Genomic DNA, 12637 nt, shown 5'->3' with positions numbered 1-12637 from the left:
GAAATTGTGCTATAATTGCACCTATATGGGATATAAAAAAGGGAAATATTTATCATGACTAAAAAATCTTTTAATTTTATGCTGTTCTTAACTCTTTGTTTTGTTGCACTATTTTCGTTTAATATGAAAGATGTTGTAGCTAGAGGTAAAGTTACAGTTCCTTATACAAATGCACCTACTACGAATGTGTATTCACCTTTTTCTTCTACATCAACAACATCTACTGATGATGAAGATGACGAAGACGATGAATGTGATAGTGATGATGAAGATTGTCTTAAAAAAGATTATAGTTCTTCTAAGGGTAAGAGAGTTGCCAAAAAATGTGCTGCTAGATATTGTGAAGGTTTCGGAAATCCTTATGGAAAATGTTTCGATACTTCAGCGGCGTATTCTTTACTATCATCTTCTTGTGAAGAAGAGTTAGAAGAAACTGGTCATGGAACTAGAGCTTTGTATGATTTCCTAAATGATATGAATAAAACTTTCTTATCTGCTTGTGGTAATATTAATTCAAGCTTTACTGATGAAGAATTGTTTGCCGGTGCAAAAGATAAAGAAACTTCTCATAGAGTAAAATATCTTTATAAAAAATCTAGAGTTAACACTTCTGAAGCTGAGTTATCTGTTGTTGACTGGGATATAGAGGTTGCTGAAACTGTTAATCCTGATGAAAGTGTTGTTGTTTCTGACTGTATTGATTTAAATACTGATACTGAAACTCCTTCTTATGTTTATCAAGATAAATATTGTATAGACGTTAGAGGGGTTGCTGTTAAACCTGAAATTAAAGATGGTGCTGTAAAATGTCCTGTAAGCCACCCTACTATGCAAAATTATTCTAAACCTAAAGAGATAGATTCTTGTGAAAGAAAGATGTTTGCTTATGGTTCTGATGGTTATTACAAATATGAAAGATTAACTTCTTATAGAGATGCTTCTGGTAAATGTCCTGTGTATATTGGTTATGGTCCTTTACAAAAGGGTGCTACTACTCCTGAAGGTGTGAATGTTTCAAAAGGTAAATACTACCCTCTTAAGTTCTTCTTAGGTCAAAATTCAAGAATGTTGTGTTCTAGAGAAAACTTTAATTTATCAGAAGATAAAATGACTTATAAAGTTAAGATGAAACATGATGGTGCTGCTATGAGCCAATTGATTAATGGATCTATTGACGTGTTAATTGGTGGTGTAAGTGCTGCTACTGCTGGTGTTAAGGCCTCTGAAGTTAAAGAAAAAGCATTCATGGAAGGTGAAATGTGTGATAAAGTTGCTAGACCTAAAACGGCAGAGTCTTGTGCTAAAAATAATGGTCTTTGTATTGCTAAAGATGGTTCTGAAATGACGAACTGTGGTGGTAGAAAAATAAAAACAGCTGATAAGACTCAATATGAAAAACTATTAAAGAATGCTAAAGGTGATTTTGAAAGAGTTAAAATGTTCTTAGATAGAGGTTTCGTAGATAATGATGAATTTGGTAATGATCTATGGGCAGATGCTGAAATTAGATTTGATCAATGTCTTGTTAAAAAATCAGGTATATCTTTTAGAAAAACTGCTAAAGTTGGCGACACTAAGAAAAAAGGTTATGCTAAAGCTAAAAAAGGTTATGTTTACAATGAGTCAGAATGTTCTTCTGCTGGTGGTAAATGGGTTGCTTTCGAAGATTCTTATAGAGGTCAATTAATGGCCAAAAGAAAAGATCTTAAAGATGCTCAAGTTTCTTTAACTGGTGATGCGGCCACTGCTTGTGAAGCTCACTTAACAGCTTATAGAACTGCTGATAGTAATTGGTTAAATGCTAAAGCTGGAGATGATGAAAAAGCTAAATATGAGTTATTCTTAACTGCAGAAGAAAAATATTATTCTTGTTTAGAAAGACACTCTGGTTCTGCTGGTAGACTTGGTATGAATATGAAAACTTATCAAACTTATGAAAGTGAAGTTTGGGATAGACAAAATCCTGTTGATATGGATGATGAAAATGGTGCTATTGATTTATCTCATTGTAATAGCGCTAATAATAAAGATGAAAATTGTATTGAAAAATCTTTAGCTATTGCAGCCTTCTCTATCAAAACAGGAAGACAAGTTATTTGGACTAGAGATGGTGGAAATGAATATAATGATATGGGTGCATTCCTTATGAACTTATGTCGTGATTATGTTAAACAAAGCGTCTATGATAATGGGAAGATTAAATCTGACTTTAATCCTGCTGAAGACGGAAAAAGTGTAATGGCTGATTATAAAGCTTGTATGAATGATGGGGATGCTGAAATGCAAAAAGATATGAAGAAACTTCAAAGAAGATTAGTTCTGTATCAACAAAAATATAAAGCTGATATGGCTGAGTATAATGCTGCTAAACAAGGATTGATTAATCTTGAAAAAGATAAAAAATCTTACTCTTCTAATATTTCTGATGCTAGAGATACTAGAAAAAGCGGATTAAACAATGTTATGCAAGGTGGACTTCAAATCACTCAAGCTGTTATGCAAAATAGCCAAAACAAAGAGCTTATTGAAGGTAAATGTGTTATTACTAATCAAAATGCTTCTGCTGTTGAAGGTGTGATTGCTAACGAAGGTGAGAGAATTAAGTTGGAGTATGATATGTTTTAAACGGCAAAAGCTGAAAGACTATTTTAATAATTCCCTGCTCTATTGAGTGGGGATTTTCTTTTTAATCCTAATAGTTAAATAGTCATCTTAAAAATTCAAAATATCATTTGATTTGGTTGCTAATTTGATTTATAATGTGTTATAGAAATAAAAAAGGAGTAACTAAGATGTTATCTATTAAAAATGAAAAAGGTCGTTCTTTGATCGAAATGCTAGGTGTTCTAGCTATTATGTCTATTATTACTGTTTTAGGTGTTACAGCATTTAACTCTGCTAATAGAAGAATTAAAGGAAATAATTTAAAATCTGAAGTGGCTGAAATTGTTAGTCATGTTAGGTCATTAACCTTACCTGATGAATTTGGTTATTGGGTAGCGACTAATCCTACTGGAAAACAAATGAGTTTTGAAAGTGCTTTCGTAGATGCTCAAATTATGGATTCTTTTAATGCTATGGGTACTGATCCTGGATATGAACTAGAAGGTCAAGATAGCGATTATTTTGAAATTACTATATTCCTTGATGAAGAAGCAGATTGTCACTTCGCTAAATCTTTGGGTTGGAGAGAAGCTGAAAGTATAGATGTTAATTGTGTTGATACAGGTACTTCAGATATCACTCTTAGATATATAGAATAAGTTCTATTTTAATATACTTAATAAATGCCCTGCTTTTATTGCGGGGCTTTTTTATTTGACTCTTGGTTGTGTTTATTGCTATATAAATATTATTGTATAATAATAATTTAAACTTAATTATGAATAATGAAAAAACTTCGCATTTAAAAACAATATTAGATGCATATAATTTAAAAGAGAAGATTGGTGATAAAAAACTGTCTTCTTCAGATGTAGACAAACTTAAAACCATGAGATCAGTATATTTCTTTCTTGAGCTGATTGAAAAGGATGGTTTTAAAGCTCTTAATACTGATGAACTTCTTCAGTTGGAATGGGTGCGCAGTAAAATGTCATTGACATGGACAGGAATTGGTAGCTTTGCTAAAGTTATGGATCCTAAACCATGGCATGATTTTCTTGCTAAACCAGAATTAATCAAGAATTTTATTGAATTTAAAAATGTTCGATTTCTTGGCGTGCCTTCATTTTTTGCCAGAGGCTGCTACTTTCGGGAAGAAGAAGGTAAGCTTACAACTGTTGTTGCGGGTGCATTCTTAGATATCTTTTTAGATATCGCCGCAGGAGCAACAATACAGGCTATGGCTAAAGTTGGAGCGTGTTGTAAAATTGGTGCTGGAGCTAATATTGGTAAGTTCGTTGATATAGTAGACTCTACTCTATCAAACAGAACCGAAATCGGTGAAAAAACAATATTAGATTCTTATGTAAGGGTTGGAGCCGGAACCAAAATTTTGAATAATACTATCATTCGAGAAAGAACTTCCATTGGTAACAACTCTACTATTGGTGAAAATTGTATAATCGGGAAAAATGTTACTATCGGTAATAATGTTACTGTTGTAGCAGATCAAAATATTCCTGATGGTACTATTATCCTAGACAATAAAACCTATGTAAAATAAAGAAGAGCTTCCCTTGTGGGAAGCCTTTTTTATTGTTTTGGGAAATCTTGTTTTAGATTTAAATCCATATTCTTATATTTGGCCCATTCTCCGTTTATCAGATCTTCTATAGATGGAATTCTTTGTCCGTACTTTTCTCTATAGTGCCATAGGTTTGTTAGAACTCGTTGAACGTGGATTCTAGTTTCTTTGGCTCTGATAGATTCTATGAAGAATAATGGATCTTCCATTTCTGATTCTCTGAAGTAGCGCTTAGTCCATCTATCCATATTACCAGGGCCAGCATTGTAAGATATTATTAACTTAATCAAGTCTTGGTTTACTTGTGGAGTGTTAAGTAAATAGCCAACGTATTTTTGCCCTAGGTAAATATTGTAACTTGGATTTTCAAGTTTTCTTCTACCCTCTTTACTTCTTAGATTTCTATCTTTTTCAAGCCATGATGCCGTTGATGGCATAAGTTGCATAAGACCTATTGCTCCAACATATGATGATGCCCTGCTCTTAAACATAGATTCCTGTCTTATAAATGAGTGTACAAGGGCTTTATCTATCTTCCAAGCACTATCATCCTCTAGAGTGATTTCTGGGTATAAATACGAAGTATAAAGAAGCTCACCTTTTTCATCTTTGAAATATGGAGCAATTCCTAATGCTAGGTTTTGCATACCACATACTTCTGCGAAGATCATAACTGAACGGATTAGTTCGTCGCTCTTTTGTTTGTTATTGAATATAAGCCATCTTAGTTCTGCCATAGCTTCTTGTTTGAAGCCCATTTGCATAAGTGCTATAGAACGAACTCCAGCTCTCCAAGAAAGAATTTCTTTTGCGTTTGTGAATGAGAACTCTTCTGTAGACCAATCATCGTTTAAAGTCATACCTAGTTGGTATCTTGCTATCACGCCATAGAATGTTTTTGGATAGTTTGATGCAAACTTAAGGTAATCCATTTTTTCTTTTTCTATTTTTGCTATGTCATCGTCTATAGTTATTTTTTTCTTTTCTAAAGATTTGTATGCCCAATAAGCTCCTGCTGAGATTTGACTTAAAGATGTATCTTTGTTTTTTGCTAATCTAACAAAGTATTTTTTTGCTTCATCATATTTTTTGTTATGGAAAAGAGCTAGACCCATAGTCCAGTTACCTTTGGCATCATTATACTTTTCTGCTGGTTTCTTTGCCCATTCGATTGCATCATCGTATTTATAATCAATAAAGTATTTGTGAGCTAGGTTTGAGCTCATTCTATGATAGTCGCCTTTTGTAATGTATTTTTTAGCCTCTGCGCTTTGAAGAGTTCTTTTGGCATTCTTTGTATAGCCATTTCTCATAGCCCATTCGTAATCTTTTATTACTTTCTTTGCTTTAGCTCTTTTTGTTCTTGAAAGGTGTCTGTATGAACTCTTAATAATTCTGTCGTGACCAATCGCGTCAGCACTAATATAAAAATTAGATCTTTTTGGTTTTTTATTAACTTTTAGTTCGCTAGTGTCAGCGCCCTTACCTGCTTTCATTTTTGCAAGTTCGTAAACTTTATTTGCTATTGGAAGGTCAGAATATTTATTCAGCCAGTTTTTAGCCTCTGCGTATTTAGTTTTGTAATAAGGACTCATATATCTGTGATATAAGAAATATCCCATAAGAACTTTGTTATCTACTTTTTTAAGAAGCTTGTCGGCCTCTTCTATTTTTCCGTTTTTTTGAAGAGCGAAGGCTTTTCTATATAACTTAATATCCTTATCATATAAAACTCTTGGAGCGGAACTTGGAAGTTCGTCTTTTTGAGCATAGGCATTAATCTTTTTTACTTTTGCCTCTGATGATTTTGGAAATGCGATGATACTTAACAATAGAATCGTAGCTATTGTTAACAATTTGAAATTTCTCGATTTTATAATGTTCTGCGACATGAAATACTTGCTTTTTAAACCTTTTTTCACGAATTCTCTTCTCTTATTTTCTCTATTTTTTTGTTTAAGGAAATATATAATATTTTTACTCAAAAGGCAATGATTTTTTCTTAAAAAAAGTTCTTGATTTTTGTTTTATCTAGGAAAATAAAGGAGTTGCATTATTTAATAAAATTTTATTTCAAAACTTGATTTATACCCTTTTATATAGTATATATTTATATAGTTAAAAAATAGGAGTGAATTTATGCAATTTGATAACAATATAAACCAAGCTCAATATTCTAATTACGTTGATGCGAATGCGTCTAGTGATATTATTGGCTTAAACAAATATTTAACAAAAGTTTTTATGTATCTTGCTACTGGTATTGGTATTGCGGCTTTAATGTCTTACCTTTCTATCAGATTGGGATGGGTTAATGCTTTATATACTTGGCAAGGCGGTGTTCCTGTAGCAGTTTCTGGCTTAGGAAAAGTTGTTCCTTGGTTGCCTTTAGTTGCTATATTTGTGATTAGCTTTTCTGCTAACAGAATGTCTGCTCAAGGACTTAAGAATGCTTATTATGGATTTACTGCATTAATGGGTTACTCTATCTCTGCTCTTATGGCAGTTGTAGTTGCTGTTAATCCTGCTGTTGCAGTACAAGCGTTACTTATAACAACATTAGATTTAGCTATTATGTGGGCGATTGCTTATAATACTAAAAAAGACTTAAGACCTATGGGGTCATTCTTGATGATGGCTATGTGGGGAATATTCCTAGTTGGTATTTTCTCTATGATTTTTGGAAGTACTTTAGGTATTTGGTATTCTTACGCTATAGTTCTTATATTCTCAGGCTTAATTGCTTATGATATACAAAAGATTAAATACTTCTACTTATCTAATGGTAGTCAAGGTGAGACTGCAGATAAAGTAGCTGTGTTTGCTGCTATGTCTTTATTCATTGATTTCGTTAATATCTTCTTAGCTATATTAAGAATATTGATGTCTTCAAGAGATTAATAGATTACAAAGTTGAAATAAACTTTGAATATTAGAGAATGGTACTTTTAGAAAAAAGTATTGACTTAAAACTAAATCTTAGTATGCTGTACTCAGATTTAACAAAAATAAGGAACTAAAAAAATGGCTCATGTTATTAATCAAGATATTTGTATCAAATGTGGAACTTGCGAAAGTGTTTGTCCAGTAGGCGCAGTAGCTTTTAACGGCGACGACTACATCATTGATGAAGCAAAATGTGAAGATTGTGCTGTTTGTGCAGAAAACTGCCCAGTACAATGTATTGCTCCAAAATCTTAATTAGATTAAGGGAATGGATCAAGGGGTTTTAGGACTTCGTTCTAATACCTCTTTTTTTTATCGTAAAAAAGTAAAAAAAATGCTTGCAATTTAGTGTGATAAATATTATTATACGGGAAATTGCTTTAGAGGATTGGGCTTATGTATTGTTTTCGCCCTGCTCTTATAAGAAAAAAAAGTTAAAGAAGGAATTAGACAATGGCTAAAAAAGGTAATGCAATTCATATTAAATTAAGAAATCCAGAAACTGGAACTTTTTATATTACAAAGAAAAATCCTAAATCTGAAAGAACTACTGAAAAACTAAAGTTCAAAAAATATGATAAAAAGACTCAAAAGCACGAAACTTTCGTAGAAGCTAAAGTATAGTTCTTTTAAGATATTTTATATAGAATTAAACAATTTAACCCTAATTAGGGTTTTTTGTTTTTTTATGCTGGATTTTCAAATATTTAAATATATTTACTTAACCCTTTGATTTAGGGGTGTTTTTTTTGATTTTGATATAAAAAAAAGAGGTCATATTTCTACAACCACTTTCTTTTAAAAATCTTACCAGTTTTATACCGATAGGCTTTTGAAGTATGAAACTAAGTATAGTGAATTAGAGCCAATTTCTCTAAATCTCTTAGATACATCTGAATACTTTTTTTTATTACAGGTATTATTCTTACCGCTTAAATCAAAAATGTATTCTTTTTCAACGCCTTCTATTAAAACATCTTCAGCATAGATTTCTACCGCTGCTCTCTTGGATCCTTTTATTTTAGAACCTTTACAATAAGCCCTTAATAAAGCTCCATCTACTTTCGAAAGAGCTAAGGCTCCTTCAGAATGCGCTTCTGCTATGGTATCGATATCTTCTGCAATTGCTATACTATTTCCTGTATAGGCACGAGATATTGCAAGAGAGCTTTTTGATATTGCAGTACCTCCTTCGTAAGAATTTGCAAAAGTTTTATGACCATCAGCCTCTGCTATTGCTCCAACACAATAAGATTCCGAAATAGATCTTTCCGTATAAACTCTAGCCTTAACACCATTTGCAATGCTGCCTATAAAAACACCTTCAATATGTGGCCATACTTTTACTTCTGATTCTTCCGCAACTGCAACAGCTGTTGGATGATTGAACTTTTCTTTATCCTTATCATTCTCTTCTACTGTACTTGGAGTGAATTCTTCATAGGAATTAACACTACTTTCTACAGTAGATCCCGCTGCAATTGCAAAGGCACAACTTCTTACACTATCACAAATTACTTTATGACCTCTTTTAATTGCAAACCCTAAAGTATATTTTTCAGAGATTGAAATAGTAGGATTGTCATCTGATGTAAAAAGAACCTTGTAAGTATGTCCTCCAATACGGATTGGACTTAAAAAATCATTAAACCATCTTTTAGTTGCATAAACATCACCATTTTCTAAAAATGTAGTGAAATACTTAACTACAGAAATTAATTCATAAAAACTTTCCATATTATTTTGCTTTAATTTATCTTTTAAATTTTATTATTCTATCCGTTGATAGAAACTCACTTTACTAATTTATTACCGATATTATACCTGTGTTTTATTTTTTGTCAATAAAAAAGAGGTCGTATTTCTACGCCTCTTACACTTATTCTAAAATAGTTGTTTTACTGTTTTACTATGATCTATTTGAGCGGCTGCAGCTTGTATTTCTATGCGTAGCCCTCTTTCATACTCTTCATCTTCTTTAGTTTTTATATTACTACTTGGTTCTATAACAAAGAACTGCTCTATAAATTCCTTACCTTCTGGAGTTTTAGAAATTTCTTCCATAGATTGTTCCTTCTTTTTTTTATCTCTTGAAAACAGTTGCTTTAAAAAATTAAATAATTTCATCATTTTTCAAATTTTAGGTTGCTCAACAATATAGATTAAAATAAAATTTTGTCAAGAGGAAAGTGGTTGATAAAATAAAACCCCTGAGGTTATCAGAGGTTTTGAATTGCACTTATATATTATTTTACTTAATATCCGCATAGTACTTATTATCTTCAGATGTTTTGATTACCTGAGGATTTGAAGAATCTTGCTCTATTTTCATTCTAAGTCTGTAAATATATGTTTCTAACGTGTGCGTCTCTATATTTGCAGAATATCCCCATACGTTTTCAAGAAGTTCTTCTTTACTCTTAGGACGGAAGTTGTCTTTGATTAGGTATTCTAAGATTTCCATTTCTTTATCTGTTATATTGATAATTTTATTTTCTCTTATAGAAGCTATTTCTTTATACTTCTTATTAATTCTGTAGTCACCGAACTCTTTTAGGTTTTCTAGCTTCATTAAAGCGCCTTCACCCATTTTCAATATAGAATTGATATGGAATGGCTTTTGTACGAAGTAATAGTGCTTTCTGTAGTCTTGGATTTTCTTTTCGAACTCTTCTTTTTTTGCAGGATCTTCATAGAAAATAATGATATTGTCGAATATACATTTAACTCCACAGTCGCTTTTTTCGAATTCATCTAGGGAAACCATATATACGTTTACTACGCCTCTTTCGCATGTAGAGAAATCTGAACACATGCTTTCGTGAAGCTCTATCTCTGTCTTTGGGAAAAGCTCATGCATAAGTCCTTTCATAGTTTCTGCTATGACCTGGTCTTTTTCTATGATTTTAATTATATATCTAAACATCTTTTAATCTCCTTGCTATTTGAGCCTTTCTTATATATTATATAGTATAGTATTTGAAAATACCAAGAAAAAAATTTGGAGGGTTTTATTATGAATTTATTTAAAAGATATGCTGTGCTTGGGATTGCAGTTTTAGGATTAGCTTCTTGTTCAGCTATTGGAGCTGGAGTTTCATCTAATGAACTTGAGACTTCTACTAAGGTTTCTAGGACTATCTGGCTAGACCCTATTGCAGATGCCGATAAGGTTATTTATGTTAATGTTAGAAATACTTCTGATAACGCTGATTTCAATGATTTAGAAAGATTTGTTAGAGCTAACCTTATGAGCAAAGGTTTCTTACTTACAAATGATCCTAAAGCGGCTACATATGTTTTTCAAGTTAACGTAAGACAAGCTGTGTTAAGAGATAATAAAGGCAGAGACTCTTTAAGTGAGTCAGCTATACAAGGTGCTGCTATTGGTGGGCTAACTTCTTCAGCTACAGGAGGAAGTAACAGTAATTCTGCTATGGCGACTGGTATATTAGCTGGAGCTGCCCTTGGATTGTTAGCTGATAGTAGTTATGAAGATTCTACTTATTATGTGAATGCTGATTTTAGAATTGTAGAAAATAAAGTTAATAGATCTCATACAAGTTCTATGAGTATGAGTGCTCACAAAATAAATATTAGCTTACCTGAAGCTGTTATGACTATTAAGCAAAAATTTGCTCAATCGTTATCAGGAATGTTTTAATCTAAACTAGATTAAGTAAAAGATAAAGGTGTAGAAATTAATCTACACCTTTTTTATTTAAGATATGTCAAATTTGCGCCTCACGTTTGAGGGCTTTTGTTAGGTCGAAAGTTTAGGGGCTAAGTAAATAGCCCCTCGGAAACTTTTTTAAAAATTTAAATTATTTATCGGGTTGCTCTTCTCTAGCCCTCGGAGCACGGGCAAATGTTTAATAATTACCTGCTTGAGATAATAATGATTCACTTACTAATGTCAATGGTTTTTTTAGGAATTTTATCTTTTTAGTTGAAAAAAATATTGTATTAGATCTTTTGATTCTTCTTTCATTACACCTGAGGAAAAAGGAACCTTGAATAAATTTGGATTATTTTCATATATGCTTTTGGATTTAGCGCTATTGAATGCTCCACCCTTTTCATCTTCTAAAGCGAAATGAATGTGTTTCATTCTTGCATAGCTTATTGCTGTTGCACACATAGGGCAAGGTTCTTTGCTTATATAGATTTCGCAATTGTTAAGGACTTTTGTTTTTAATTTCTTACAAGCTTTGTTAATAGCTATCATTTCAGCGTGCAGTGTAGGATTGTTTTTCTTTTCGCAAAGGTTATGTGCTTTGGATATTATTTTTCCGTTTTCTGCATTTACTATAACGGCGCCCACAGGCACTTCATCTTTCTTGAATGCCTTTTTAGCTTCTTTGAGTGCTATTTCCATGTAATATCTATTATTTATTTTTGATGTTTTACCTTGCATTTTTTTGCGTCCTTAATTATTTTATCTTTATAATAAATATTTGGATTGGAGCTGTCAAATGGAAAAGAATATTAAAGTTGGTAGTGGTTTTCTTAGAGGGAAGAAGTTGTTTTCTCCTTCAGCTGAGATTACAAGACCTAATAGTCAAAGAGCAAGAGAAGCACTTTTTAATGTTTTAAGAGGTGGTAAGTTTGCTGACCTACCATTTGAAAAGATGGTTGATTGTTTTGGTGGTTCTGGTGTAGTTTCTATAGAAGCATTATCTCAAAATGTTGCAAAGAAAGCTGTTTGTGTTGAGATGGATAGGAATGCTTATAAAGTTGTTAAGACTAATTTTGATAGCTGTTCTGAGCAGCTTGAAGATGGAAGTTATTCTTATGTTAATGCTGATGTAGTTTCTGAGATTGCAAATCATTCTGATGCAGATTTATTATATTGTGATCCGCCCTATTCTTCTGATGTTCTTGCTAAGTTAGTAAACAAAGTCTGTTCTATGGATTGGAAGAAATCTGAGGATTTATTGATTGTAGTTTCTACCGATTCTTTAGAATATGCTAAAACTGGCAGAAAAGAATTATTAGAAAAAAATTTCCGCATTCTCGATGAAAGAAAATACGGAAAGAATTTATTAGTGTTTTGTAAGTTGAAATAGTTTATTTCAGATTGTCATCGTCAGAGTTATATGCTAATCCTGGATTAACAGCACCAACATTTCCAAATACTTCTCTTATGAATGTAGTTTCTTTTCCACCTGAGAAAGTTGTTGTTTTATTTGATATTTGAGCAAATTCTTTGTCTTTGATGTTTCTAACTGTTCTAGAAATTATATTACCATTTTTGTCGAACTTAATTTTCATAACGTAATAGTTTTCAAATTCTGGTTTTAGGAAAGCTGTTTGAACAGTTTTATATGAAGTGTAAATCCAAGAACTTCCATCTGCCCTAGAAACGAAAGTTGGAGTTCCTAATATTTTCTTAATGTCTGCTTTTGTTTTAGCTTCTTGAAGTTGTTTTAATTCCATTTTATGAGGTATGTATCCTCTTCTTACTATATTACCCTCACAAGCTGTTATTGATAATACTGC

The 12637-nt window shown here is 32.1% G+C and carries 14 protein-coding genes; 8 read left to right on the top strand and 6 right to left on the bottom strand.

The features are described 5' to 3' along the window. The first annotated feature begins 54 nt into the window (after positions 1 to 54). The 3 genes from N4A44_02910 (at position 55) to N4A44_02900 (ending at position 4168) form a co-directional block, all read left to right on the top strand. Positions 55 to 2625 (top strand): hypothetical protein, encoded by a 2571-nt coding sequence (locus tag N4A44_02910; GenBank protein ID MCT4552592.1) that lies wholly within the window; start codon positions 55 to 57, stop codon positions 2623 to 2625. Positions 2626 to 2792: 167 nt separating this feature from the next. Further along, positions 2793 to 3263 (top strand): type II secretion system GspH family protein, encoded by a 471-nt coding sequence (locus N4A44_02905; protein MCT4552591.1) that lies wholly within the window; start codon positions 2793 to 2795, stop codon positions 3261 to 3263. A 119-nt stretch (positions 3264 to 3382) separates the two neighbouring features. After that, positions 3383 to 4168: a hypothetical protein gene (locus N4A44_02900; protein MCT4552590.1), complete on the top strand. Its 786-nt coding sequence runs from the start codon at positions 3383 to 3385 to the stop codon at positions 4166 to 4168. Positions 4169 to 4197: 29 nt separating this feature from the next. Here N4A44_02900 and N4A44_02895 read toward each other — a convergent pair whose 3' ends face one another. After that, the gene (locus N4A44_02895) at positions 4198 to 6081 is read right to left on the bottom strand and encodes a lytic transglycosylase domain-containing protein (protein MCT4552589.1); all 1884 of its coding nucleotides are present in this window, start codon (positions 6079 to 6081) and stop codon (positions 4198 to 4200) included. Between the two features lie 247 nt (positions 6082 to 6328). On the opposite strand from N4A44_02895, the gene N4A44_02890 reads away from it, so the two are divergent. The 3 genes from N4A44_02890 (at position 6329) to rpmG (ending at position 7759) form a co-directional block, all read left to right on the top strand. Then, complete coding sequence (locus N4A44_02890; protein MCT4552588.1) at positions 6329 to 7090, top strand: Bax inhibitor-1/YccA family protein; 762 nt, start codon at positions 6329 to 6331, stop codon at positions 7088 to 7090. A gap of 123 nt (positions 7091 to 7213) precedes the next feature. Beyond that, positions 7214 to 7390 (top strand): 4Fe-4S binding protein, encoded by a 177-nt coding sequence (locus N4A44_02885; protein MCT4552587.1) that lies wholly within the window; start codon positions 7214 to 7216, stop codon positions 7388 to 7390. Between the two features lie 198 nt (positions 7391 to 7588). Then, a complete protein-coding gene (rpmG, locus tag N4A44_02880; GenBank protein MCT4552586.1) occupies positions 7589 to 7759 on the top strand; it encodes a 50S ribosomal protein L33 in 171 nt (56 codons plus the stop codon). A gap of 192 nt (positions 7760 to 7951) precedes the next feature. Here rpmG and N4A44_02875 read toward each other — a convergent pair whose 3' ends face one another. From N4A44_02875 to N4A44_02865, 3 genes are all read right to left on the bottom strand, one after another. Then, a complete protein-coding gene (locus N4A44_02875) occupies positions 7952 to 8872 on the bottom strand; it encodes a hypothetical protein (GenBank protein ID MCT4552585.1) in 921 nt (306 codons plus the stop codon). Positions 8873 to 9019: 147 nt separating this feature from the next. Beyond that, positions 9020 to 9199: a hypothetical protein gene (locus N4A44_02870; GenBank protein MCT4552584.1), complete on the bottom strand. Its 180-nt coding sequence runs from the start codon at positions 9197 to 9199 to the stop codon at positions 9020 to 9022. 187 nt (positions 9200 to 9386) lie between these two features. Next, positions 9387 to 10061 (bottom strand): winged helix-turn-helix domain-containing protein, encoded by a 675-nt coding sequence (locus N4A44_02865; protein ID MCT4552583.1) that lies wholly within the window; start codon positions 10059 to 10061, stop codon positions 9387 to 9389. Between the two features lie 90 nt (positions 10062 to 10151). Here N4A44_02865 and N4A44_02860 point away from each other — a divergent pair, with 90 nt between their 5' ends. Then, positions 10152 to 10799 carry a complement resistance protein TraT gene (locus tag N4A44_02860; protein MCT4552582.1) on the top strand — a complete coding sequence of 216 codons (648 nt, stop codon included), beginning with the start codon at positions 10152 to 10154 and terminating at the stop codon, positions 10797 to 10799. A gap of 273 nt (positions 10800 to 11072) precedes the next feature. Here N4A44_02860 and N4A44_02855 read toward each other — a convergent pair whose 3' ends face one another. Continuing rightward, entirely contained in the window at positions 11073 to 11552 is a 480-nt protein-coding gene (locus N4A44_02855) for a nucleoside deaminase (GenBank protein ID MCT4552581.1), read from the bottom strand. 58 nt (positions 11553 to 11610) lie between these two features. Here N4A44_02855 and N4A44_02850 point away from each other — a divergent pair, with 58 nt between their 5' ends. Beyond that, the gene (locus tag N4A44_02850; protein MCT4552580.1) at positions 11611 to 12204 is read left to right on the top strand and encodes an RsmD family RNA methyltransferase; all 594 of its coding nucleotides are present in this window, start codon (positions 11611 to 11613) and stop codon (positions 12202 to 12204) included. Position 12205: 1 nt separating this feature from the next. On the opposite strand, the gene bamE is transcribed toward N4A44_02850, so the two are convergent. Next, positions 12206 to 12637 (bottom strand): outer membrane protein assembly factor BamE (gene bamE / locus N4A44_02845; GenBank protein ID MCT4552579.1); only part of this gene is annotated, 432 nt, incomplete at its 5' end.

The organism is Alphaproteobacteria bacterium, assembly GCA_025210155.1.
Taxonomy (GTDB): domain Bacteria; phylum Pseudomonadota; class Alphaproteobacteria; order Rs-D84; family CASDRH01; genus JAOASE01.
The sequence above is the reverse complement of the archived record's forward strand: the minus strand, read 5'-3'. Positions and strand labels throughout refer to the sequence as shown.

Excerpts from the sequence above, each read along its gene's own strand:
- N4A44_02870 (MCT4552584.1), bottom strand. The coding sequence starts at position 9,199 with ATGGAAGAAATTTCTAAAACTCCAGAAGGTAAGGAATTTATAGAGCAG.
- N4A44_02910 (MCT4552592.1), top strand. The coding sequence starts at position 55 with ATGACTAAAAAATCTTTTAATTTTATGCTGTTCTTAACTCTTTGTTTT.
- N4A44_02865 (MCT4552583.1), bottom strand. The coding sequence starts at position 10,061 with ATGTTTAGATATATAATTAAAATCATAGAAAAAGACCAGGTCATAGCA.
- N4A44_02900 (MCT4552590.1), top strand. The coding sequence starts at position 3,383 with ATGAATAATGAAAAAACTTCGCATTTAAAAACAATATTAGATGCATAT.
- N4A44_02895 (MCT4552589.1), bottom strand. The coding sequence starts at position 6,081 with ATGTCGCAGAACATTATAAAATCGAGAAATTTCAAATTGTTAACAATA.
- N4A44_02850 (MCT4552580.1), top strand. The coding sequence starts at position 11,611 with ATGGAAAAGAATATTAAAGTTGGTAGTGGTTTTCTTAGAGGGAAGAAG.
- N4A44_02875 (MCT4552585.1), bottom strand. The coding sequence starts at position 8,872 with ATGGAAAGTTTTTATGAATTAATTTCTGTAGTTAAGTATTTCACTACA.
- N4A44_02855 (MCT4552581.1), bottom strand. The coding sequence starts at position 11,552 with ATGCAAGGTAAAACATCAAAAATAAATAATAGATATTACATGGAAATA.
- N4A44_02905 (MCT4552591.1), top strand. The coding sequence starts at position 2,793 with ATGTTATCTATTAAAAATGAAAAAGGTCGTTCTTTGATCGAAATGCTA.
- N4A44_02885 (MCT4552587.1), top strand. The coding sequence starts at position 7,214 with ATGGCTCATGTTATTAATCAAGATATTTGTATCAAATGTGGAACTTGC.
- N4A44_02890 (MCT4552588.1), top strand. The coding sequence starts at position 6,329 with ATGCAATTTGATAACAATATAAACCAAGCTCAATATTCTAATTACGTT.
- rpmG (MCT4552586.1), top strand. The coding sequence starts at position 7,589 with ATGGCTAAAAAAGGTAATGCAATTCATATTAAATTAAGAAATCCAGAA.
- N4A44_02860 (MCT4552582.1), top strand. The coding sequence starts at position 10,152 with ATGAATTTATTTAAAAGATATGCTGTGCTTGGGATTGCAGTTTTAGGA.